This is a genomic window from Mobilicoccus pelagius NBRC 104925 (assembly GCF_000247995.1).
GTDB classification, from domain to species: Bacteria; Actinomycetota; Actinomycetes; order Actinomycetales; family Dermatophilaceae; genus Mobilicoccus; species Mobilicoccus pelagius.
In genome coordinates this window covers 1-23226 of sequence record NZ_BAFE01000019.1, presented here as the reverse complement: position 1 = coordinate 23226, position 23226 = coordinate 1, and the positions used below count along the sequence as shown (strand labels likewise).

Genomic DNA, 23226 nt, shown 5'->3' with positions numbered 1-23226 from the left:
CTCCTTCTCGAGCCGAGGCCCGAGGACTGTTACGCAGGGGTACCGGGGGTACCGGGGGTGCCGGTGCTGTCGGTGCTGTCGGTGGGGGTGCTCCCCGTCGTGCCGTCCTTGGCCGTGGTGGTCCCGTCGGAGGGGGCGGAGCCGGTGGTGCCCGTCGTGGGCGCGGGGGCGGTCGTCGATGCCGTGGCAGGTGACGTCACCGAGGTGACCGATCCGAGCGGCACGTCCTTGCCGTTCACGACAAGAATCGGCCCGGACTCGGAGAACCTGACCGATTCCACGAGTCCGGCGAGCGTCTTGGACGCATCGGCCGGGTCGGCGTAGGTGATGTTCGCGCCGATCATCCCGACGGCCGTGGACATTCGCTGTTCGACGCGTTGCCCGGCGTAGTAGGCCATGAGTTGGTCGTTGCTGCTCGTGAGGTCCTTGACGGCCTTCGACATCGCCTCGGCGTTCGTCGAGAGCTCGTTGACGCGTTCGAGCATCGCCATCGACGCGGTCTGCTGCATCATCGCCGTCGTGTCGGCGGGCTTGCTCGGGTCCTGGAACCGCATCTGGGCGACGAGCAGGCCCATGAAGTCGTCGGCGTCGAGGGCCATGCCGTACTTGCGGTTGATCTGGTTGGCCTGCGCCGTCATCTCGGGGGTGACGTTGGAGACCCACGTCTTGGACTCGGGGTCGTACGTCGCCTTGGACCGCGGGATGCGCATGGTGGCGCCGTCCGGCTGCGTGATGGTGACGTAGGTCTGGTCGGACGGGGTCGCGCCGGTGGCGCCGCCGGTTCCGGTGACGGGGGTGGTCATGGGTCCTCCTCAGGAACGCCGGAAGTCGGCGTCGGTGGGGACGGTGGTGGCCGTTCCCCTCGGGGCAGGGGCATAGGTGAGCTGGTCGGTGGTGTCGGCGTCGAGGTCGAAGCCGCTGCCGTCGCGGGTGGCGGCGCGGGCGGCGCGTTCCTGTGCGTCGGCGGCGTCCTGCCAGGTGGGTCGACCACCGTCGGCGAAGCCGCCGGAGTCGACGTCGATGGAGGTGGCGTCGAGGCCCATGCCGGCGAGTTGGGTGCGGAGGGCGTCGACGTTGTCGCGGAGGAGTTCGCGGGCCTGGCTGTCGAGGGCCCGCATGACGACGGCGACCTCGCCGCCGCGCATCTCGAGGGTGATGTCGACCTTGCCGAGGTGGGCGGGGGCGAGCTGGAGCGCGATCTGGTACGAGCCGTCCTGGCCGCGCAGCACCGGGCCGAGGCCGCGCATGAGCTGGTCGCCCATCGGCGGGGTGTGCGGCGCGGGTGTGGCGGCACTCGCGACCGGCGCCGAGGCTGCTGCGGTGAATCCCCGCTGGGTCTGGACGAATCCGGCCGCGTCGGGGCGGGTCGTCTCCCGCGGGGTGGCGGGGTTGGCGGACGCCGCCTGACCGGAGGTGCCGGAGCCGTCGGAGCGGTCTCGGCCGGAGTCGGAGGTGGAGGCCGACGTCGTCTCGGCGCGGGGCACGGCAGGAGCCGGAACAGGGGCGCGCTGTGCCGGGGCTGCGTCCTCGGGCTCGGGAAGGCGCGGGGCCACCTCGGGGCGCACGGCCGTCACCGGGACCTCGGCCGGAGTGGCCGGAGGCACGGTGGGCGTGGGAACGCCGACGGGCAGGCGCGGCGGCCGGAGGCCCGGACCGTCCCCAGGTCGGACGAGGCCCGGCACGTCGGACGTGTCGGAGACGTCGGTTGCATCGGACGTCGTGGCGTCGTCGGACACGGTGGTGCCGGTCGTCGGCGCCGGGACACCGGTCGTCTCCCCCTCGGCCGCGGCGCGCGCCCCGGGTGCGCCGGGGCGCGCGCCGGATGTGGAGGCGCCCGCGAGCCCGGTCGAGGCGGGGACGCCCGTGGACGGCGTGGCCTCGGAGGCGTCGGGGGTAGAGGTGGCCGTGCCCTCGGGCGCCGACGTCGCGGCGGCGCGCGAGCCACCGGGTGTCGAGGCGGGCGCGAGGCCGACGTCGTCGCTCGTCGAGCCGGAGACCGTGGCGTCCGCCGAGGTCGCCGGGACGCCGAACGCGGCACCGGCGGGTGCGCTCTCGCCCGTCGGCGAGGCGACCGAGGAGGCCGCCCAGGAGGCGGCTCCCGGCGCGGTCCCGTCCACGACACCGGCAGGCATCGCCGGAGCCGAGGCCCGAGCGACACCCTGGGCGAGCGTCGGCGACGGGGCCGTGGCGGACGCCGCCCCGGCGCGGACGGAGGTGGTCGACGTCGCGGACTGCGCTGCGGCACCCGCCGTCGCGGAGGCAGTCGCCGTCGCGGCGGCGCCGGTCGTCACGGGCTGTCCGGCGGCGACCGGGGCGGGTCCCGAGGTCTGCTCGGCGTCGGCCTCGGTGGACACGCTCCCGACCGTGGTGCCGGACGCGGGCGCGCCGGCCTCGTCGGACGCGGCGTGCGTCGAGGCGACGGCGGCATGCGTCCCTGCCCGCACCGCGGCGAGGGCGGAGGCGCGGGAGGCCGCGACGTCGACGAGTCCGTCGGTCGAACCCGACGCCGTCTCGCGCGAGGCGGCGTCAGAGGCACCGGCCGCCGCTCCCGCGGCCCGGGTCTCCTCCGCACCCGCGGTCACGGAGTCGGTAGGGGCCGAAGCCGTGGCGCCTGGAGCGGGGGCGGCAGACGCCGGGGACGTGGGCGTCGTGGCGGCGGTCGACGCCGGGGCGTCGCGCCCCGCGCCCGCGGCACCGGAGGCGGCCGGACTCTCGGCTGTCGAGACGGCGTCGGCCGAGTCGACGTCGGGTGCACCGGCCTCGGCGGCGGCACCCTCGAGCACCGACGCATCGGGCGTCTCGGCCCGACGCAGGGTCTGGTGCCACGGGCCGCGCTCGGTGAGGCGGACGAACGCCGCCTCGGCCGCGCGCGGATCGGTGCCCCCCGCGACCTCGTCCGCGGTGTCGGTGGATACCGCGGCGACGGCACCGTCGGAGCCCACGCGGCCGTCGGTCCGGGGCGGGGTCGTCGATTCGGCACCGTCGTCGACGCGACGGTCGGGCACGGCGGTGCGCGGCGCGGTGGGCGTCGTCTCGGCGGGGGGTGCGGTGTCGAGGGCGTCGTCGAGCGCGTCGCCGAAGCCTTCGACGGCGGGGGTCGTGCGACTCGACTCGGGGCTGCCCGCACGCAGACGCGTGCGGGTGACGTCGGTGATCTCGGTCATGCGGATGTTCCCAGCCCCGCCATGATGCGGCGGACGTAGTTCCGTGTCTCGGCATACGGCGGGATGCCGTCGTACTTGCGCACCGCGCCGGCGCCCGCGTTGTAGGCGGCGAGCGCGAGCTCGGTCGACTCGAACGTGCGCAGGTGGGAGCGGAGGAGGCGGGCGGCGCCGTCGACGGCCTGGGCCGGGTCGAAGGAGTTGCGCACGCCGAGGCCGCGGGCGGTGCCGGGCATGAGTTGCATGAGCCCCTGCGCGCCGGCGTGGCTCACGGCGGTCGTCTTGAAGCCGCTCTCCTGCTTGGCGACGGCGGCGAGGAGGGTCGCGGGCACGCCGTACTTGCGTTCGGCGTCGCGGAAGAGGGTCTGCAGACGCGCCGGGGCCTGGTCGAGGGCCTGGGTGCCGCGGGCGTCGGGGGCGAGGCTCGTGCGGGCGGCCCGCGGTGCGGCGTCCGTCGCGGCACCGGCGCCGGCGGCGGCGAGGGTGGCGTTCGCGGCGGCGGCGCGGGAGGCGGCGTCGAGCATCGTCGTCGACGACGTCGTGGTGGCGGGCCCGAGACCGGCGAGCGCCGTCTGGACGACGGCCTGGGTGTTCTCGACGTCGGAGCCGACGAGGCTGTCGCGGACGGCGTCGGCGACGACCTCCTGCCACGTCGCGGAGTCGACGGCGGTCGGCGATACGGCGGCGGCGCGCAGGCTGGAGGCGAGCTTCGTCGTGTTCACTCCGGCGGCGGGCAGCGGCGCGGAGGCGAGCGCGGCCGAGCGGGTCGCCCGGGCGGTGCGATCGGCGCCGGCGGCGGGGATCGTCTCGATCGGCGCGGCCGAGGGCTGCTCGGGGAGGATGCGGCGGATGGCCGTGAGGTCCTTGTGGACCTTGCTGATCTTCACGACGTCGCCGGTGTGCGGCGCGTGGATCATCTTGCCGCCGCCGACGTAGATCCCGATGTGGTGGACGGGGTTGCCGAACGCGACGAGGTCGCCGGGGCGGGCCTGGGCGAGGGAGGGCACCTTGACGCCCTGTCGGGCCTGGTCACGGGAGACGCGCGGCAGGGAGACGCCGTGCTGCTTCATGACGAGCTGGACGAACCCGGAGCAGTCGAGGCCCGTGCGGGGGTTCGTGCCGCCCCACTTGTAGGGGATGCCGAGGTACTTCTTCGCCGTGGCGAGGACGGCGTCGGCGTCCTTGATCCCGGAGGAGGCGCGGGTCGGCGTGGGGGCGGTGCGCTCGGTGTGCCCGGTGGCGGCACGCTGCGGGGAACTCGTGCGGGCCGTGGGGGTGGGTGCCGTGAGCGTCGACGTCGAGGCGCGGCTCCCCGCGCCGTTCCGCGCACCGGAGGAGGTCGAGGACGTCGAGGCCGGACCGGCAGCATTCCCCGTGGATCCCTGGGCGCGCGTCATCGCGTCGCGGAACGCACCGGCGTTCGGCGACGTCGCACCGACCGCGGCGGTCGAGGGACCGCCCGGGGTGCCGAACAGCGACTGGATCTGGGTGACCCGCGCCTGGGCAGCGGCAAGGCTGCTCGTGTCGATCGTCATCGACGTCCTTTCTTTTTCCGGGACGCACTCTCTTCGGCGGTTCGTTGGTCCGCGTCGAGCATTTCGGCGAGGCGCTCTTCGCGGGCACGTCCGACGAGCCGTTCGAGTCCTTGGGTGCGCATCGCCGCAGCTCGGAAGGCCTCTCGGGCGGATTCCGTCTGTTCGTGCGCGAATTCGTAGGCCTGCGTGGCCTGGGTGACGGACGCGGCGGCGGCCTCGGCGGAGGCCTGGTGGCGTCGGAAGTCGACGAGCGGCGTCTCAGCATCCGGCGGCCGGACGAGCCTCGGGTAGTCTGCGCGGCGCCGATCGAGGGTGCCTGCGGCCTCGCGTTCGGCGATGGACGCGCCGGCCATCTCGGCCCTGGCGCGGTCCTCCTCGATGCGGCGGACGCGCAGCAGCGTGTCGTACGGCGTCTTGAACTTCGCCATGGGTACCTCCGTGGCCTGGTCGATCCGGCGGGTCGGTCCGGTCGGACGGGGTGGTCCGGCGGGTCGAGACAGCGGTTCCGGCGGTGCGCGCGTGGTCTCGCCAGGTGGGTCGTCAGCCGCTCTCGGCGATGCGGTGGAGCTCCTCCCAGGCGGTCGCGGCGGGTGTGAGGTCCTCCATGTCCTGCTTGAGGAACGCGTCGATCTCGGGCGACTGCTCGAGGGCGCGGTCGACGGTCGGGTTGCTGCCCTTGACGTAGGCGCCGATGTCGATGAGGTCCTTGGCGTCGCGGCGGGCGGCGAGCATCTGCCGGAGCACGGTGGCGTCGGCGCGTTGCTCCTTGTTCGTCACGGCCTTGGTGACACGGGAGATCGACTCGAGCACGTCGATCGCCGGGAAGTGGCCCTGGGTGGCGAGCTGGCGGGAGAGGACGATGTGCCCGTCGAGGATGGAGCGGACGTTGTCGGCGACGGGGTCGGTGAGGTCGTCGCCGTCGACGAGGACGGTGTAGAGCGCGGTGATCGACCCGGTCTTCGCCATGCCGGCCCGTTCGAGGAGCTTCGGCATGAGGCCGAACACGCTCGGCGGGTAGCCGCGGGTGGCGGGCGGCTCGCCGGCTGCGAGGCCGACCTCGCGCTGCGCCATGGCGACACGGGTGACGGAGTCCATGCAGAGGATGACGTCCTGCCCCTGGTCGCGGAACCACTCGGCGATGCGGGTCGCGGTGAACGCGGCGCGCAGACGCACGAGGGAGGGCTCGTCGGAGGTCGCGACGACGACGACGGACCGCTTCATGCCCTCCGGCCCGAGGTCGCCCTCGATGAACTCTCGCACCTCACGGCCACGCTCGCCGACGAGGGCGAGGACGGAGATCGGGGCCTCGGTGCCGCGGACGATCATCGACAGCAGCGAGGACTTTCCGACACCGGACCCGGCGAAGATGCCCATGCGCTGGCCGCGGCCGGCGGGGATGAGCGTGTCGATGGCGCGGACGCCGAGCGGCATGGGGTCGGTGATGCGTTCACGGTCCATCGCGCGGGGCGGGATGCCGTCGCTGCTCGTGAGGACGACGTCGCGGAGGGCGGGGCCGTCGTCCATCGGTTGGCCGAGGGCGTTGACGACGCGGCCGAGGAGCCCACGACCGACGGGGATCTGGAGCGGCGCCCCGGTGGAGAGCACGGGGTTGCCGGAGCGGACGCCGCGGAGGTCGGAGACGGGCAGGCACGAGGCGTACCCGTCGCCGAGGGCGACGACCTCGGCCATGATCGGGCCGTGGTCGCCGATGATCTTCACGGCCTCGCCGATGCCGAGCTCGAGGCCGGAGACCTCGATGGAGAGACCGACTGCGCTCGTCACGCGTCCGCGGGCGAGGGGTCGGGCGGCCCTCGCGGCCTGCGAGGCGAGGTCGGCGTAGAGGCCGGGCAGTTCGATGCCGCCGCCGAACGCGCCGGAGGCGAGGATCGGGGCGGCGCTCATGCGTTCAACGCCGTCCGGACGCGGTCGAGCGCCCCCTCGAGGGAGGCGTCCACCTCGAGGTTGGTCGCCATTGCGATGGCGTCCCCGCGGGCGACGGTGGGGTCGGCGACGACGTCGGCGACGGTCCACTCCATGATGTCGCCGGTGATCGCGGTGACGTCGTCGTGGTCGGCCGGGTTCATGCGCAGGGTCACTGTGGCGCGGCGGGGCACCTGGGACAGGGCGCGCATGACGGCGTCGCGGGCGGTGCACTCCCCCACCTCGAGGTGGTGACCGACGAGGGACTCGGCGATCTGCACCGCGAGCTCGGTGACGACCTCCTGCAGCTCCGTCACGGCGGGCGCCTGGTAGTTGAGGGCACCGGCGATGGCGTTCTCGACGTTCGCGAGGAGCTCCCCGAGGCGCTCTTTGCGGGAGGCGCGTTCGCGGGCGTCGCGTTCGGCGATCTCGGCCTGCTGCTGGGCCATGAGGTCGAGGCCCTCGCGGCGTCCGGCCTCGAAGCCCTGGGCGCGGCCGTCCTCGTATCCCTGCGCGTGCGCCTGCTCTTTCGCCTTCTCGACGACCTCGGCGAGGTAGGGGTCGACGAGGCGCGGGTCGGCGACACCGACGGGGGCGTACTCGGTGGCGGTGAGGTCGGCGCCCATCCGGGCCGGTCGGGACGTGTCGTCCTCGGCGGCGCGGATGACGTAACTCGTCCGGTTCGGCGTGTACCGCAGTCCCTCAGGCAATGAACTCGTCCCCACCGCCGCGGGCGACGACGATCTCGCCGGCCTCCTCGAGCATGCGGATCGCACGGATCACGACGGCCTGGGCCTCCTCGACCTGCTTGAGGCGCACGGGGCCGAGGATGCTGATCTCGTCGGCGAGGGCGAGCGCGGCACGCTCGGACATGTTCCGTGTGATCTTCTCGCGGACGTCCTCGCGCACACCCTTGAGGGCGACGGCGAGGTCCTTCGACTCGACCTTGCGGAGGACGACCTGCACGGCGCGGTCCTCGAGACCGACGATGTCCTCGAACATGAACATCTGCGCACGGACCTGTTCGGCGAGTTCGAGGTCGCGCTTCTCGAGACCTTCGAGGATCATCCGCTCGGTCGTGCGGTCGGACTGGTTGATGATCTCGACGAGCGGCTTGAGACCGCCGACCTTGGTCGAGTCGGCCGCCTGCACGAGGGTCGACAGGCGGCGTTCGAGGTGGGACTCGACCTGCTTGACGATCTCCGGCGACGTGCGGTCCATGATCGCGAGACGGTGCGCGACCTCGGCCTGCATGTCGGAGGTGAGGCCGGAGAGGATGATCGCGGCCTGCTCGGACTCCATGTGGGCGAGGACGAGCGCGATGGTCTGTGGGTGCTCGTCCTGGAGATAGTTGAGGATGAGCTTGGCGTCGACACGGCGGAGGAACTCGAACGGCAGCTCGACCAGGGAGGCCGTGAGGCGGTCCATGATCTCCTGGGCCTTTTCCTTGCCCATCGTCGCGACGAGGATCTCCTCGGCGAATCCCACACCGCCCTGCACGTAGTACTGGCGAGCCTTGGCGAGACCACGGAACTCCTCGAGGACCTCGTCGAGGACCTCGACGTCGACGCCCTCCAATCGGGCGATCTCCGCGGTGAGCGCCTCGACCTCGTGCTCGGGGAGCGACTTGAGGATGGCCGCCGAGGCGTCCTTCCCGAGCTGCACGAGCAGGATGGCTGCCTTGCGCAGTCCGGTGAGGTGAGGGGCGACGGCGTTGCTCACGGGTTCTCCTTTCCGTCCTCGTCAGGGCAGTGCGATGGGGGGGTGTCAATTGCGTTCGGTGATCCACCCGCGCAGCAGGCGGGCCACCTCGTCGGGGTTCTCGTCGACGAGGGCGGTGATCTCGGCGCGGGCCTGCGTGCGGGCCTCCGACTGCGGATCGATCGGGGTGGCCTCGATGACCGGCATCTCGTCGTCCTCGAGGGCGTACTCGGCGGGTGCCGGCGGAAGCTCCTGCATGGGGACGGCGGTCGAACCGCCCGCACTCGGCAGGGGTTCCGCGTCGTAGGACGTGAGGTCGCCGATCTCGACGGTCTTCGTCTTCTTGCGGCTCTTGCGGAACCCGATGAGCAGGGCGAGGAGGAGCAGCAGCGCGAGGCCGATGTTCTTCGCGAGCTCGACGAGCTGGTTCTGCCGCTCCTGCTCGGCGGCGGCCCTGGCCTCGGCCTCGGCCGCGGCGGACGCCTGCGTGTCGAACGGGACCCGGCTGACCTTGACGACGTCGCCACGCGTGGCGTCGATGCCCGCGGCGGCCGCGACGAGCTGATTCATCTCGGTCTGGTTGAGCGCCGCGGACTTGTTCGCGTCGAGCATGACCGCGACGGTCATGCGGGCGAGACGGCCGGGAGCCTGCTCCGTCACCGTGGTGCGCGTGCCGACCGGGTTGATGGTCTTGCGCTTCTCGGTGTCGTACTGCTGGTTGCTCTGGCCGGAGTTGCCCTGGGGGACGGTGATGTTGTCGGGGCCGAGGACGCCACCGGTGGGGGTCTGGCCGTTGCCGCGGAGCTTCTCGGTCTCGGTGTCCTCCTGCACGGGGACGGCGCCGGGCTGGGCCGGGATGTACTCGTTGGCCTGGATCTTCGTGTCGTCGAAGTTGAGGTCGGCGGTGACGGTGACCGAGGAGGCGCCCGGGCCGACGGCCTTGTCGAGCATCGCCTGGATCTTCTGCTGCGCGCTCGCCGAGAGGCCCTGGGCCTGGGCGAGGCGCTGGTCGCCGATGGCGCTGGCGGCGCCGGCGGCACCGGTGGCCGAGAGGAGGCGGCCGGTGCTGTCGGTCACCGTGACGTTGTTCGCGACGAGCTTCGGCACCGCGCTGCTCACGAGATGGACGATCGCCTCGACCTGGCCCGTGTCGAGCTGCTGCTGCGGCTTGGGGGTGACGAGCACGGACGCCGTCGTCGGCGTCTGCGCGGCGGTGAAGACCTCCTCGTCGGGCAGGGCGAGCTGCACCGTCGACTTCTGCACGGCGTCGAGGCTGTCGATCGCCTTCTGCAGCTCACCCTCGGCGGCACGCTTGGCGGCCATCTTCTGCTGGAAGTCCGAGGAGGCGAAGTTCTGCTGGTCGAGCAGGCCGTAGCCCTGGCTGTTCTCCGTCTGGGCGGGGAGCCCGGCGGCGGCGAGGTCGATGCGGGTCTTCGCCACCTGTTCCGCCGGCACCTCGACGGTCGAACCGCCGTCGGCGAGCTCGTAGGGGGTGCCGAGCTCGTCGAGCTTCGCGGTGATCGCCCCGGCGTCCTGGCTCGTAAGGCTCGTGAAGACAGGCGTCATCGTCGGCCGGCTCGCCCACTGGAAGAAGGCGACACCACCGACGAGGGCCACGACGAGCGCGATCACCGTGACGACACGCTGGCCGGCGGTGAACGTGCTCCACGTGGTCCTGACCTTGGTGAGCGCGTCGGAGAGTCGTTGGTTCACAGCTGCATCCGGATGATGTCGTTGAAGCTCTGGAGGGCCTTGTCACGCACGTTGACGGCGAGCTGCGTGGCCACCTGGGCCTCGTTGGCGGCGACCGTGTACTCGTGGATGTCCTTGAGGTCGCCGGTGGCGGCGGCGACGGCGAGCTTGTCGCTGCGTTCGTGGAGGGCGCCGAGCTCGCCGAGCTTCTCCCCGACCATGCCGGTCGCGCCGGACTCGAGGCCGCGGCCGAGGTCGGTGGGCTCGCTCGCCCACGTCGTCATGTTCGCGGCGGTGACCTCGGGACGGGTGAACGTCGTCGGGGCGGCGGCGCCGGTGGCGGTGATCGGCATCGTGGCCGGGCCGGTGGCACCGACGGACTGCACGGAGGAGGGCCCGAAGGCCTCGATCCGGCCGGCGAGCATCTGACCGAAGGAGGCGACGCCCTGGGCGGCCGTGGTCGTGTCGACCTCGGTGCGCGGCGGGGCGGCCGACACGCCGTTGGCGGGGTTGATGCCGAACCCGGGCGTGACGCCGAACCCGAACGAGGGCGTGATGGGGGCGATGCTCATCTACCGATTCCGATCGCTGCTTCGTAGGTCGCCTTCGTGCGTTCCACCGCGGCGAGGTTGGCCTGGTAGGCGCGCTGGGCCTGCATGAGCTGCGCCATCTGGTCGGAGAGGTTGATGTCGGGCACCCGCACCTGCCCGCGGGCGTCGGCGAGGGGGTGGTCGGGCATGTCGACCACGCGGCCCTGCGGGTTGCCCCACACGTTGCCCGCGACGTACGTGCCGGCGGGCTTGCCGTAGTCGGCGGCCTTCGCGACGACGTACCGCGCCTGGAACGCGGCCTCGTCGGTGCGCGAGACGTTGTTCATGTTGGCGATGTTGTCGCTGACCGCGTCGAGCCACTTGCGGTTGACCGTGAGGCCAGAGTTGGAGACGTTCATCGCGTCGAACATGGCACTCATGACGTCACCCCCGATCAGGCCGAGCCGCTGATGGCGGTGCGGAGGCCACGGAACTTGTTCGTGAGGGCCTGGGACACGAGCTGCTGCGTGAGCAGGGTCTCCTGGCCCGCGACGGCCTCCTCGTCGAGGTTGACGTTGCTGCCGTTCGTGCGCGTGGGCTCGAGGGAGCGTGCCGTCGCGATGTCGATGCCTCGCGGGTCGGTGCCCTCCGTGTACGCCTTCTTGAGCACGCTCTCGAAGTCGACCTTGCCAGCGAGGAACCCGGGGGTGTCGATGTTGCTGAGGTTGTCGGAGATGGTGCGCTGACGCATCGAGAGACCGGTCATGGCCTCGCTGAGCGTGCGCGTCGTCATGTCGCCGATGAAGAAACTCATGCGTGTCGACTCCCCCCTGGAGTGGGCTGTGTTCGGGGTCGTGGCAGGAACCCCGCCGTCGTCCGTCCGTGGTGACCATGGCCCTCCGTGGCCTCACCCCTCATCGGCCCCGCTCGGGCGCTCCTGAGACCTCCCCACCGCCCGGTAACCGCCTGACCTGCATGGATGCAACGTGGCATCGGGAGCGGGAACACCGGTGACGGGCGGCGAATCCGCCCACGCCCCAACGCGATCCGCCGGCGAGTGGCCCGACGGGACTCCGGCAGCGTCGCGCGTCGCCCACCTCTCCCCACCGTCGCGGCGATCTCGCCCGCGGGCTTTGCGCACACGAGCGGCGTCGTCGCGGGCACACGCCCGGGTCTCCCCCGGCCCCGGACGACACACGACCCCGCCCCGCAGCAGGCGGGACGGGGTCGTGGGGTGCGGCGTGGACGTCAGGAGCGCGGTCGCGGCTTCGTGCCGTCGACGTGCCCGGTCGTCGTGGCCGAACCGTGCTCGGCCCACACACCGTCGACGATGCCGCGCGGACGCTGGGGCAGCTCGTCGAGGACGTACCGGGCGTCCTCGGGGCGGTTCCTCGCCCGCTCGAGATCCCGCAGCGCATGGATGGCGTACCTGCCGAGGAAGAGCATCGCGACGAGGTTGATGAGCGCCATGAGGGACATGGCGAAGTCGGCGAGGTCCCACACGAACGCGAGCTTCGCGAGGGCGCCGACGAGCACGGCGACGACGACGAGGAGCCTGATCGCGAGGCGCCCGACCTTGCCGCCGCCGAGGAAGTCCATGTTGATCTCGGCGTAGGTCGAGTTGCCGAGCACCGAGCTGAACGCGAAGACGAAGATGAGGACGGTCATCACCGGCACGACCCACCCGCCGAGGACGGAGGAGAGCGCGGCCTGCGTGAGGGAGGCGCCCGCCTGCTCCTTCGTCGTCACACCGGGGGTGTACACGCTCGGGCCCGCGAGGAGGATCATCACCGCGGTCGCGGTGCACACGACGATCGTGTCGACGAAGACGCCCGTGGCCTGGACGATGCCCTGGTGGGCGGGGTGGCTCACCGTCGCGGTCGCGGCGGCGTTCGGGGCCGAACCCATACCGGCCTCGTTGCTGAACATGCCGCGCTTCACGCCGTTCATGAGGGCGGCGATCATCGCGCCGCCGGTGCCGGCGAGGGCCTGGTCGAGGCCGAACGCGCCCCGCACGATGTCGAGCAGCGCGCCCGGCACCTCGGGGGCGCGCAGGGCGATGACGGCGACGGCGAGGAGGAAGTAGACGAGCGCCATGATCGGCGCCATGTACTCCGTCACACGGGCGACGGACCGCACGCCGCCGAGGACGATGGCGGCCGTGACGATCGCGAGGACGATCGCCGTCACCGTCGGGGAGACGCCGTGCCCGGAGGAGAGGACGTCGGCGATCGTGTTGGCCTGCACCATGTTGAACGCGAGGCCGAACGCGAAGATGAGGCACACGGCGAAGACCATGCCCGCCGGGCGGGAGCCGAGGCCGCGCTGGATGTAGAAGGCGGGGCCGCCGCGGAACGTGTTGTCCTCGTGGGGCTGCTTGTAGATCTGGGCGAGGGTCGCCTCGACGAAGGCCGTGGCCATGCCGAGCAGCGCCATGACCCACATCCAGAAGATCGCTCCGGGGCCGCCGAGGGCGAGGGCGATGGCGACGCCGGCGATGTTGCCGGTGCCGACCCGGCTCGCGAGGCTGATGCAGAACGCCTGGAACGAGCTGATGCCGCCCTCCTGGCCCGAGCGGGAGCCGAGGATGACGCGCCACATCGTGCGCGCGGAGCGGAACTGCATTCCGCGGCTCCACAGCGTGAACAGCACGCCGCAGATCGCGAGGAGGGGCACGAGGCCCCACGTGGTCAGCTTGTCGTTCATCGCGAGGACGAGGTCGTGGATGGCGTCCATCGGGCTCTTCTCTGGGGCATGGGGTGGGCTGTCCGGGTTCCGGGGCCGGACCAGGCTGCCCACAGGGTACGCGCAGGCTCGCCCATGACACCCATGACGCCCACGCCGGGCGATCGCCCGGTGACCGGCCACGGCCCCTCGACCAGCCTTCTTCGTCACGGCGGTCTGCCGGCTCGTGTTTCTCGGATGCGGGGTGAGGCGCGCCCTGAGACCGCGGTCGGGGAAGTGGGGCGCTGACCGGTCGAGGAAGTGACCGCTGCGCAGTGGGAGATCTATGAGATGAACAGCCGGTGACGCATGGCTCAGGGGGTCAGCACGTTCGACGAGGCCGTGGTGAGCCATCGGTCTACAACCGGCTCTTCCCGGACGAGGGTGTAGGTCGAGCTGCGGCAGGGTCGTGGGGGTGGGCGCGTCGGTGCCGAGGTAGACGTCGAGGTCTCTCGAAGATGGAAGCTCTCACACTGCCCATCTGCAAGACCTCGACGTGTCTGACGCCACCTTTCACGAACCCTGACGTGACCACCCTCACCGGCCTCGACGACCTGGGCCCGCAGGCCGTGGGGCAGTACCTGGCCCCGGATCAGGCGGTGCTGGCCTGCCGTGTCGTCGCCGAGGACCGATGGTGTCGGGCATGCGGGTCCGGACCCACAGAGGCGATCACCGGACGGCTCGAACACCTGCGCGGCACCGCCCTGGGCTTCCACCACCTCACCCACCACATCGCCCGATCCCTCCTGGAAGCCGGTGGGTTCAAACGACGCCTACACCGTTGATCGGGAAGAGCCCGTGATCTCGTATCCATTGAAGGGCAACCACGTCTGCTCCCACGACTCGCGCACCTCCACAGCGGTCTTCACGTGGGCCAACCTACGGTCGGGATGGGTTCTTTCGAGTAGGCCTCACCTGAACCGAGTCCAGCACGCCCACCCCTCCCCCGCCCTCGGGTCCGGTTGCCCGCCGCACACGCCGGACGCCGCGCCTCCCCCGAGGGGTGGACGCGGCGTCGGTGCGTGAAGGAGAGGCCTCAGCGCGGGCGGTAGACCGCGGCGCGGCCGATGGTCTGTCGTTCCCAGCCCTCGTCGACGTTCATCGTCGTCTCGGCGCCGCCGAGGAAGAGGTAGCCGTCGGGACGCATGACCTTCTTGACCTGCTGGAGGATCCTGCGCTTGGTCTCGACGTCGAAGTAGATGAGGACGTTGCGCAGGAAGACGATGTCCATCTGCCCCATCGGCGGGAACGGCTCGGCGAGGTTGAGGAACTTCGTCTCGATCATCGCCCGGAGCCGCGGGTCCACCTGGTAGTTCATCCCGTTGCGGGCGAAGTACCGGACGAGCAACGGCGCGGGCAGGCCACGGTTGATCTCGAACTGGTTGTAGATGCCCTCCTGGGTGCGCTTGAGCATCTTGTTGTCGATGTCCGTCGCGAGCAGGCGGATGCGCCAGCTCGGGTCGGCCCCGATGAGCTCCTGGATGAGCATGGCGATCGTGTACGGCTCCTGGCCGGAGCTGCAGGCCGCGCACCAGATGTTGAGCGCACGCTCGCGTCCGCGCTGGACGAGAAGGCCGGGAAGGATCTCGTTCGAGAGCGCCATGAACGGGTGACCGTCGCGAAAGAACGAGGTCTCGTTCGTCGTCATCGCCTCGACGACCTGGTCGCGTACGGGTCCGTTCGGGTTCGCCCGCAGCGCCCGCACGAGGTCGGCCACCGACGCGTCGCCCCGTTCGCGGGCGAGCGCGACGAGACGCGACGCGATGAGGTATTCCTTGCTGCGATCCAGGACGATCGCCGACCGCGCCCGAACGATCTGACTGATGAAGTCGACGTCGGATCCGGACAGGCTCATGCTCTCCCGCTCCTCGAAGTGGCGTCACGACCGCTCATGGCGCGTGACGTGATGGCCTCCGGAAGCTGCGGCAGAGGGATGATGTCGCACGGCAACCCGGCGGCGACGGCTGCACCGGGCATTCCCCACACGACCGAGGTCGCCTCGTCCTGCACGAGGAGGCTGCCCCCGGCCCGCAGGATGGGGTCGGCACCACGGTGCCCGTCCTGACCCATTCCGGTCATGATCACGGAGAGCACGTTGCCGCCGTACACCTCGGCGGCCGACCTGAACATGGGGTCGACGGCGGGGCGGCAGTAGTTCTCCTGCGGCCCCTGGTCGAGGACCGCGGTGACGATGTCGCCGGACCGCTTGAGACGCATGTGGTAATCGCCGGGGGCGATGAGCACCTTGCCGGGCGTCACCGGTTCGCCGTTGCGGGCCTCGACGACCTTGAGGGCCGACTTGCTGTCGAGACGCTGCGCGAACAGCTGGGTGAACACCGGCGGCATGTGTTGGGTGACGACGATCGGCACCGGGAGGTTGCCCGGAAGGTGCTGGATGACCGTCGTGAGCGCGTCGGGGCCACCGGTCGAGACGCCGATGGCGACGAGGTCGACCTTGCCGGAGCGCCCGGCGGTCGTGATCGGACCGGCCGGCCCCGCGGCACCGGCGGCGGCACCCGGCGCGTCCGCGCCCCGTGGGGGCTCTCCGCCGAACGCAGGACGCGCCCGCCTCGGCGGCATCGGTGCATGCCCGGTGAGGGACTTGATCTTGGGGATGAGCTGGCTGCGCACCGCCTCCATCGACTCGCTCACCGAACCGACGTTGGCCGGCTTGGTGACGTAGTCGCTCGCGCCCCGCTCGAGGGCGTCGAGGGTCGCCCCGGCGCCCCGCTCGGTGAGCGTGGAGAACATGATGATCGGCAGCTTCTTGTCGCGCTTGCGCACCTCGACGAGGGTCTGCAACCCGTCCATCACCGGCATCTCGACGTCGAGCGTCATGATGTCCGGTTTGAGCATCGGCAGCTTGTCGAGGGCGTTCTTGCCGTTGACGGCGGTGCCGACGACCTCGATCTCGTCGTCGGCCTTGAGGACGTCGGTGATGAGGCGGCGGATGACGATGGAGTCGTCGCAGATGAGGACGCGGATCTTCGGGCCCGTCATCAGAGCAGGCCCAGCATCGTGAGCTTGTCCTCGATGACCTCGGGCGTGAACGGCTTGATGACGTACTCGTGCGCGCCGGCCGCGAGGGCCCGGACGATGTTCGCCTGCTCGGCCTCCGTCGTCACCATCATCAACGTGATGTCGCGCCACGCGCGGTTCTTGCGGATCTCGACGATGAACTCGAGCCCGTTCATCACGGGCATGTTCCAGTCGATGAGGCAGACGTCCGGAAGCGGTCCGCGCTCGACGGCGTCGACCGCCTGCCTGCCGTCGGCGACCGCCTCGACCTCGAAGTCGAGGTTTTCCATCATCCGCGTCAGGATCGTGCGCATCGCGCGCGAATCGTCGATCACCAGTGCACGCATCGTCGTCCTCGCTGATCGGGTCGACCCGGTGGGGTCTTCGTCGCCGCCGTACGGCGGCCGGGGGGGTGACCCGCACCGGCGGTGGGGGCCTCACCCACTCATCGGCGAAGGCGCTACGTTCTCAAGCGGTCCCGCCGAACCGGACGGACAGGATCTGCGTCACGTGGCGCCGGGGGCCGTCAGTAACGGAATCGTTCGAGGATCTCGCGAAGCTCGTTCGCCTTGGCGCCGAGGTCGGTGGCCGCGACGGCCGTGCCGCGGGAGGCGTCCATGTTGGCGCTCGCGGTGCGGCTCATTCGGGCGACGTGGTCGGAGACGCTCGTCGCGCCGCTCGCCGCCTCGTGGACGTTGCGGCCCATCTCGTCGGTCGTCGCGGTCTGTTCCTCGACGGCGGACGCGATCGTGTTCTGGGTGTCGTTGATCTGGGCGATGATCGCGGTGATCTCGGAGATGGCCGCGACGGCCTCCTCTGTATCGGCCTGGATCGCCTCGATGCGACGGCCGATGTCCTCGGTCGCCTTGCTCGTCTCCTGGGCGAGGTCCTTGACCTCGTTCGCGACGACCGCGAAGCCCTTGCCCGCCTCACCGGCGCGGGCGGCCTCGATCGTCGCGTTCAACGCGAGGAGGTTCGTCTGCTCCGCGATGCTCGTGATGGCCTTGACGACCTCGCCGATCTCCGCCGAGCTCGCACCGAGCTTGGCGATGGTGCCGTTCGTCCGGTCGGCGACGACGACGGCCGTCGCGGCGACACCGGCGGCGTCCTCGGCGGACTTCGCGATCTCCCGGATCGACGCGGTCATCTCCTCGGTGCCGGCGGCGACCGTCTGCACGTGCGTCGACATCACCCCGGAGGACCCGGACACGGCGCCGAGGTCGGCGCTTGCCTCGCTCGCACCGCGGTCGAGCTCCCCCGCGTGCTCGACCAGCCGGTGCGAGGCCTGAGCCACCTCACCGGTGGCACCCTCCATCGCGACCAGCACGGCCCGCACGGATTCCCGGGTCGCGTCGGCGGCGCGCGCGAGGTCGCCGATCTCGTCGCCGGGCCCGACACCCGTCGGACGCGTGAGGTCGCCCGCGGCCATGCCGGTGAGGGTCTCCTCCACGCGACGCATCCGCCCCGAGACCGAGCGTGAGACGAGGAGGGCGAGCGTCGCGAGGGTCGCGGCGGTGAGGAGGAGGACGACGAGACCGGCGATACGGCGGCGCCCCGCGGCGGCGTCCATGTCGGCCGAGGCCTGCTGGGCCGCGGCGTTCGCCGAGGCACCGAGCTGCTGGACCACCGTCCGGCTCTCGCCGAGCAGGGCCCAGGAACGGTCGATGCTCTTCGCACCGGTCTTGCGGTCCTTCGCGAGGTAGAGGCGGGTGCCCTCGTCCTCGGCCTGCGTGAATTCGCGGTCGATCTCTTTGAGCCGGACGACGGCGTCGGCCTGCTGTGTGTCGACACCCTCGGTGGGGAGTTCCTGGAGGAGGGCCTTCTTGCGGTCGTGCACGGCGCGCGAGTCCGCACGGGCGGGGGACGTCTCCGACGCCGCCTCCCAGTCCCCCCGGTTGACCTGGAGGACGTAGACGGTCATCGCGTTCCGCAGCCCCTCGTCGAGGGCCGAGATCTGGGCCGCCTTCTGGGCGAGGGAGGTCTGCGTCTCGTGCCGCTCCGACGCCTCGGAGGAGGCCCACGAGCCCGCCCACGTCGTGACGGCGAAGAGCAGGAGCCCCAGCACGCCGACGACGCCGATCGAGACGATCTTCGTGGCGAGCGGCACCCGGGTGAGGAACGACGGTGCGGTCGAGCTGGACGACACGGGGACTCCTGAGGGGACGTGCACAGCAGTGGCCTGACGCCTGCCAATCGGCGAATACGCCTACGAAACGAGGGAATCGGGCCGTGTCGTCACTGTGTCGCCCGCGGGCGGGGGCCGCGCCGCGCCCGTGGCGCCCCGCCGATGCACGCTCCCCGGCGCCCGGGCTGAGCCGCGTCGACCCTGACGGAGCGAGATGTGAGAATCGGGACGCCGGCCCGACCACGGCCGGACCACACCTGCGGACCGGCACGTGCCGGGCAAGGAGCCACGATGAAGATCGCCCTGGGCGCGGATCACGCCGGGTTCGCCCTCAAGACCGCCGTCGCCGACCACCTCACCGCCCTCGGGCACGAGGTGCTCGACGGGGGCACGAACTCCCCCGAACGCACCGACTACCCGATCTACGGGTCCCGGGCGGCGCGACTCGTCACGAACGGCGAGGCCGACTTCGGCGTCATCTGCTGCGGGTCGGGTATCGGCATCTCGATCGCGGCGAACAAGGTGCCCGGCGCCCGGTGCGTCGTGTGCACGGAGCCGTACTCCGCGGCGATGGCCCGTCGCCACAACGACGCGAACATGCTCGCGCTCGGCGAACGGTTCGTCGGCGTCGACATGGCCCTCGCCTGCGTCGACGCGTTCCTCGCCGCCGACTTCGAGGGCGGCCGTCACGCCGGCCGCGTCGCGCTGTTCGAGCAGATCGAGTCCGGCACCGAACTCTGATCGCCCGTAGGCCGGCGACACCCGCGAGCCCCGCCCGTCCCGATGAGGGACGTGCGGGGCTCGCGTGTCGTCGCACGGTCGCGGCACGACTGCGGTCAGGCGGCGACCTCGACGTCGACGGCCTTGTCCGTGTCGAGCACGAGCATGAGCTCGCGGTCGAGCTTGCAGACCTGCGTGACGAGGTCGCGGACGCGGGGCGGCACCGTGTCCGGCGGCGCCTCGAACCGGTCGAGGTCGGGCTCGAGCACGTCGCCGATCTCGTCGACGAGGAGGCTCGTCACGGAGTCCGCCGCGCGGACGACGACGTTCGTCACCTCCTGGCCCTCCGCCCGCTGTGGGAGGCCCATGCGTTCACGGAGGTCGATCGTGATGACGATCTGGCCGCGGAGGTTGATGAGGCCGGAGACCTCCCGCGAGGAGAGCGGCACCTTGGTGAGGGCCTGCTCGCGGAGCACCTCCTGGACCGTCTCGACGGGGACACCGAAGAGGTGGCCGCCGAGGCGGAACGTGCAGTACTGCGTGGACATAACGGGTCCCTTCGCCGGGTTCGGGTCAGTAGGTGAAGCGGCCGACGAGCGTCTGCAGCTCCGCGGCACGCTGGGCGACGGTGTCGATGTTGCGGGCCATGTTCTGGGCCGAGCCCCGGGCGGTGCCCGCCTGGTGGCTCGCGGAGTTCGTCGCATGGTCGAGCTCCGCGGCCGTGGCCGTGGCCGTGAGCTCCTCCGACGGCGCGGCGACCGACGAGGCCGCGGGGCTCACGTCGCCGATGATCGCCTGCATCGCGACACGCGTGTCCTCGGCGGACCGGGCCATGTCGCCGACCTCGTCGTTCGTCGTGGCGACGCACGGCACGGTGAGGTCGCCCGACCTCATGGCCCGCAGCGAGTTCCGCACCCAGAGGACGGAGTCGAGGATCGCCTTCGCGATGCGCAGCGCGAGGAGCACGAGGAGCGGCAGCGCGACGAGCGAGGAGATGATGATCGCGAGACGTGCCTGACGCGCGGCGGCGGCGGCCTCCCCCGCGGCCTGGGCGCGGCGGGCGTCGAGCGACGTCGCGAGTCCACCGATGAGCGCGACGAGCAGGATCCGGCCGTGCAGGCCGAGAGACCTGTGGGAGGGATCCCGCGAGGTCGCCGCCACGTCGGGCGCAGCCGTCGGTCGGAACAGGGTGGCCATGGGGTTCCTCGTCTCTCGGCGTCGTCGGCCGAGGTGTCGTGCAGGGATGGCTGGGCCTCGTCGCGCCGGCGTGGATGCGTGGGTCGGTCAGTACCCGGCGGCAAACGCGCCGGAGTATTCCGATGTGCTCGGCGGGAGGAGACCGGCGAGGGTGGCGTCGATGTTGAGCAGCTCGGTGACGTGCTCGTTGACGACAGCGGAACCGAGGTTGCCGCCGGTGTCGAGGTGGGTACGGATCGACAGCTCGTCCTCGACGATGTCGAGGACCTGCGCGACGACGAACCCGACCAGGTGCCCCTGGTGGTGGCACACGACGACCTGCAACGAGGCGTCCTGCGCCTCCATCGCGTCGTAGCTGCCGTAGTCGTCGGCGAGACGGAGGAGCGGGAGGATGACGCCGCGGTATTGGACGACCTGGTTGGGGCCGACCGTCTCGACGCGCGACATCGAGAACTCCTCGAGGCGTTCGACGCAGGCGAGCGGCAGGGCGACCCGACGTCCGTTGCTGAGCTTGACGACGAGGAGCGACGTCGAGTCCTTCGAGGACGCGATGGCCTCCTCGGCGGCGCGACGCGCGGCCTCGGCGCTCTCGTTGACCATGCCGGCGTGGGCGGCGAGGGCGTTCGCGTCGAGGATGAGCGCGACCCGGCCGTCGCCCATGAGCGTGGCGCCGGCGTAGAGGTCGATGCCGCGGAGCTGCTTGCCGAGCGGCTTGACGACGATCTCCTCGGTGTCCTCGATGTCGTCGACGACGAGCCCGAACTGGCGCTGGTCGGCGCGGAGCACCGCGATGAACGTCGTGTCGTGGTCCTCCTTCTCGACGCCGAGCTGGTCGCGCAGGTCGACGAGCGGGAGGAGCTGACCGCGGAGACGGTAGACGGGCGTGCCCTGGATCGTCTCGAGGCGCTCGGCCATCTGCTCCTTGTCGAGCCGGACGAGCTCGAGGAGGTTGACCTGTGGGATCGCGAACATGTTGTCCTTGCCGCGCACGAGCAGCGCGGGGATGATCGCGAGCGTCAGCGGGATCTTGATGCGGGTCGTCGTGCCCTTGCCGAACTCCGAGGTGACGTCGATGACGCCGCCGATCTTCTCGATGTTCGTCTTGACGACGTCCATGCCGACGCCACGGCCGGAGACGTTGCTCACCTTGTCGGCCGTCGAGAACCCGGCCTTGAAGACGAGGTGGTTGGCGTCGCGGTCGCTCATCCGGTCCGCCTCCTCGCGGGTGATGAGCCCCTTCTCGACCGCCTTGTCCTTGACCTTCTCGGTGTTGATGCCGGCGCCGTCGTCGATGATCTCGATGTTGACCTGGCCGCCCTCGTGGAACGCCCGCATGAGGAGGACGCCCTCGGCGGGCTTGCCCTTCGCGACGCGGTCGTCCGGCGGCTCGATGCCGTGGTCGCAGGAGTTGCGGACGAGGTGCGTCAGCGGATCCTTGATCGCCTCGAGGATCGTCTTGTCGAGCTCGGTCTCCTTGCCCTCCATCTCGACCCGGATCTTCCGGTCGAGGCTGTTGGCGAGGTCGCGGACGACGCGGGGGATCTTGTTCCACACGTTCTCGATGGGCTGCATGCGCGTCTTCATGACGCCCTCCTGCAGCTCGCTCGCGACGAGGGAGAGGCGGTGCATGGAGCGTTGGAGCTCCTGGTCGTCGCTCGCCGCGGCCCGCTGCACGAGCTGGTTGCGGGAGAGGACGAGCTCACCGACGAGGTTCATCAGGGAGTCGAGGAGGTCGACGTCGACACGGATGCTGCTGTCGGCGACGGAACGGACCTGCTTCTTCTCCTCGCCGCCGGCGTGGGCGCCCTGGCCGGAGGACGTGCCCTTCTTCGGGGTGCTCTGCGTCGTCTTCGCGACGTCCGCCTGGGCGTCGGCGGCGGCCTTGGCCGCGACCTTCGCCTCGGACTTCGCATCCGCCGGGGCGGGCGTCGAGCCCGCAGGCGTCGACTCGGCCGGCCTGCCACCGGCGGGGCCGCCCGTCGCGGGCTGGTCGCCGGCCGGGCGCTGCTCGGTGGCGACGGTCGTCACGGTGACGGCGGTACCGTCCGCCGCGGCCATCGACTCCTCGTACGTCGACACGGTCGTCGTCGAGGCGCCGTCGGTCGTCGACGTGACGGACTCCTGGTAGGACTCGACGACGGGCGCGTCGGCCGCCGCGGCACCCGCGGCACCCGCGGCCTCCTCCGCCGTGGCGACATCGGTGACCGCGACGGCCTCCGCGGGCGCCTCTTCGGGCGTCTCCGTGGTGACGGCGGTGGCGCCACCGGCGGCGGCAGCGGCCTCGGCCTGCGGCGAGCGACCCTCGAGGAGCGCGTGGAGCTTCGCGGTGAGCTCGACGTACTCCTCGTCGCCCTCGTTGCCGTCCTGTTCGATGTGCCCGAGCAGACTGCGGACCGCGTCGACCATCTCGAGGAGGGCCGTGGCCATCTCGGGGTTGAGCGTCATCTCGCCGTCGCGCAGCTTCGAGAGCAGCGACTCGCCGGCATGGGCGACACGTTCGAGGGTGTGCAGGGCGAGGAAGCCACTGGTGCCCTTGATCGTGTGCAGGGTCCGGAAGATACTGGACAGCAGCTCCCTCGAGTCGGGTTCCCGCTCGAGCGCGAGCAGGTCCTGGTCGAGCTGGTCCAGGTTCTCGTGACTCTCCACGAGGAATTCCTGAACGATCTCCTCCATGCCGTCCATGGGCACCTTCCTGGTCGCATTGTCGTGCCGACCACCCATCGGCGGCACCATCGGTGACCTGAGCGAGAGTTCGCCCGGCCGAGACCCGCACCCGACGTGTCTGCCACGCGCGTCGTCAGGTCGGGCGACCCCCTGCCGATAGGGGGAGAGACGGAGCCTCCACGGCGCCCGCACCACCTCGGCCCCCGACAGCACCGCCGGGACTCCCCCTGAGCGGCAAC

The 23226-nt window shown here is 71.3% G+C and carries 20 protein-coding genes and 1 pseudogene; 2 read left to right on the top strand and 19 right to left on the bottom strand.

The features are described 5' to 3' along the window. Positions 1 to 29: 29 nt before the first annotated feature. From MOPEL_RS03275 to MOPEL_RS03210, 12 genes are all read right to left on the bottom strand, one after another. Entirely contained in the window at positions 30 to 803 is a 774-nt protein-coding gene (locus MOPEL_RS03275; RefSeq protein ID WP_009481433.1) for a flagellar hook capping FlgD N-terminal domain-containing protein, read from the bottom strand. A 9-nt stretch (positions 804 to 812) separates the two neighbouring features. Further along, on the bottom strand, positions 813 to 3164 hold the full coding sequence (locus MOPEL_RS03270) for a flagellar hook-length control protein FliK (protein ID WP_009481432.1): 2352 nt from the start codon (positions 3162 to 3164) through the stop codon (positions 813 to 815). Then, a complete protein-coding gene (locus tag MOPEL_RS18050) occupies positions 3161 to 4696 on the bottom strand; it encodes a transglycosylase SLT domain-containing protein (RefSeq protein WP_009481431.1) in 1536 nt (511 codons plus the stop codon). Before MOPEL_RS18050 ends, MOPEL_RS03270 begins: the two co-directional genes overlap by 4 nt. Next, positions 4693 to 5124: a flagellar FliJ family protein gene (locus MOPEL_RS03255; RefSeq protein ID WP_009481430.1), complete on the bottom strand. Its 432-nt coding sequence runs from the start codon at positions 5122 to 5124 to the stop codon at positions 4693 to 4695. Before MOPEL_RS03255 ends, MOPEL_RS18050 begins: the two co-directional genes overlap by 4 nt. 112 nt (positions 5125 to 5236) lie before the next feature. Then, the gene (locus MOPEL_RS03250; RefSeq protein WP_009481429.1) at positions 5237 to 6598 is read right to left on the bottom strand and encodes a FliI/YscN family ATPase; all 1362 of its coding nucleotides are present in this window, start codon (positions 6596 to 6598) and stop codon (positions 5237 to 5239) included. Further along, on the bottom strand, positions 6595 to 7326 hold the full coding sequence (locus tag MOPEL_RS03245) for a FliH/SctL family protein (protein ID WP_009481428.1): 732 nt from the start codon (positions 7324 to 7326) through the stop codon (positions 6595 to 6597). The genes MOPEL_RS03250 and MOPEL_RS03245 overlap by 4 nt, the downstream gene beginning before the upstream one ends. Beyond that, entirely contained in the window at positions 7319 to 8338 is a 1020-nt protein-coding gene (fliG, locus tag MOPEL_RS03240; protein WP_009481427.1) for a flagellar motor switch protein FliG, read from the bottom strand. The genes MOPEL_RS03245 and fliG overlap by 8 nt, the downstream gene beginning before the upstream one ends. 45 nt (positions 8339 to 8383) lie before the next feature. Then, entirely contained in the window at positions 8384 to 10030 is a 1647-nt protein-coding gene (gene fliF, locus MOPEL_RS03235) for a flagellar basal-body MS-ring/collar protein FliF (RefSeq protein WP_009481426.1), read from the bottom strand. Then, entirely contained in the window at positions 10027 to 10581 is a 555-nt protein-coding gene (fliE, locus tag MOPEL_RS18315; protein WP_009481425.1) for a flagellar hook-basal body complex protein FliE, read from the bottom strand. Before fliE ends, fliF begins: the two co-directional genes overlap by 4 nt. Further along, positions 10578 to 10970: a flagellar basal body rod protein FlgC gene (locus MOPEL_RS03220; RefSeq protein WP_009481424.1), complete on the bottom strand. Its 393-nt coding sequence runs from the start codon at positions 10968 to 10970 to the stop codon at positions 10578 to 10580. The genes fliE and MOPEL_RS03220 overlap by 4 nt, the downstream gene beginning before the upstream one ends. Positions 10971 to 10993: 23 nt before the next feature. After that, positions 10994 to 11353: a flagellar basal body rod protein FlgB gene (locus tag MOPEL_RS03215; protein WP_009481423.1), complete on the bottom strand. Its 360-nt coding sequence runs from the start codon at positions 11351 to 11353 to the stop codon at positions 10994 to 10996. A 434-nt stretch (positions 11354 to 11787) separates the two neighbouring features. Then, positions 11788 to 13275, bottom strand: coding sequence for an alanine/glycine:cation symporter family protein (locus tag MOPEL_RS03210; protein ID WP_141631155.1), 1488 nt, complete (start codon positions 13273 to 13275; stop codon positions 11788 to 11790). 638 nt (positions 13276 to 13913) lie between these two features. On the opposite strand from MOPEL_RS03210, the pseudogene MOPEL_RS17050 reads away from it, so the two are divergent. After that, a pseudogene (locus MOPEL_RS17050) lies at positions 13914 to 14048 on the top strand (ISL3 family transposase); the annotation flags it as partial. 251 nt (positions 14049 to 14299) lie between these two features. Here the strand turns inward: MOPEL_RS17050 and MOPEL_RS03200 are convergent. The 4 genes from MOPEL_RS03200 to MOPEL_RS03185 all read right to left on the bottom strand — a co-directional run bounded on the left by MOPEL_RS03200 (position 14300) and on the right by MOPEL_RS03185 (position 18427). Then, a complete protein-coding gene (locus MOPEL_RS03200) occupies positions 14300 to 15118 on the bottom strand; it encodes a CheR family methyltransferase (RefSeq protein ID WP_009481420.1) in 819 nt (272 codons plus the stop codon). Continuing rightward, positions 15115 to 16263: a protein-glutamate methylesterase/protein-glutamine glutaminase gene (locus tag MOPEL_RS03195; RefSeq protein WP_009481419.1), complete on the bottom strand. Its 1149-nt coding sequence runs from the start codon at positions 16261 to 16263 to the stop codon at positions 15115 to 15117. The genes MOPEL_RS03200 and MOPEL_RS03195 overlap by 4 nt, the downstream gene beginning before the upstream one ends. Next, a complete protein-coding gene (locus MOPEL_RS03190; protein ID WP_009481418.1) occupies positions 16263 to 16628 on the bottom strand; it encodes a response regulator in 366 nt (121 codons plus the stop codon). Before MOPEL_RS03190 ends, MOPEL_RS03195 begins: the two co-directional genes overlap by 1 nt. A gap of 179 nt (positions 16629 to 16807) precedes the next feature. After that, complete coding sequence (locus MOPEL_RS03185; RefSeq protein WP_009481417.1) at positions 16808 to 18427, bottom strand: methyl-accepting chemotaxis protein; 1620 nt, start codon at positions 18425 to 18427, stop codon at positions 16808 to 16810. Positions 18428 to 18697: 270 nt separating this feature from the next. Between MOPEL_RS03185 and rpiB the strand changes: the two genes are divergently transcribed. Further along, positions 18698 to 19147, top strand: coding sequence for a ribose 5-phosphate isomerase B (gene rpiB / locus MOPEL_RS03180; RefSeq protein WP_009481416.1), 450 nt, complete (start codon positions 18698 to 18700; stop codon positions 19145 to 19147). A 95-nt stretch (positions 19148 to 19242) separates the two neighbouring features. On the opposite strand, the gene MOPEL_RS03175 is transcribed toward rpiB, so the two are convergent. The 3 genes from MOPEL_RS03175 to MOPEL_RS03165 form a co-directional block, all read right to left on the bottom strand. Then, complete coding sequence (locus MOPEL_RS03175) at positions 19243 to 19674, bottom strand: chemotaxis protein CheW (RefSeq protein ID WP_009481415.1); 432 nt, start codon at positions 19672 to 19674, stop codon at positions 19243 to 19245. A gap of 25 nt (positions 19675 to 19699) precedes the next feature. Next, complete coding sequence (locus MOPEL_RS03170; RefSeq protein WP_009481414.1) at positions 19700 to 20323, bottom strand: methyl-accepting chemotaxis protein; 624 nt, start codon at positions 20321 to 20323, stop codon at positions 19700 to 19702. 87 nt (positions 20324 to 20410) lie between these two features. Then, positions 20411 to 22996: a chemotaxis protein CheW gene (locus tag MOPEL_RS03165; RefSeq protein WP_245544700.1), complete on the bottom strand. Its 2586-nt coding sequence runs from the start codon at positions 22994 to 22996 to the stop codon at positions 20411 to 20413. Between the last annotated feature and the right edge of the window lie 230 nt (positions 22997 to 23226).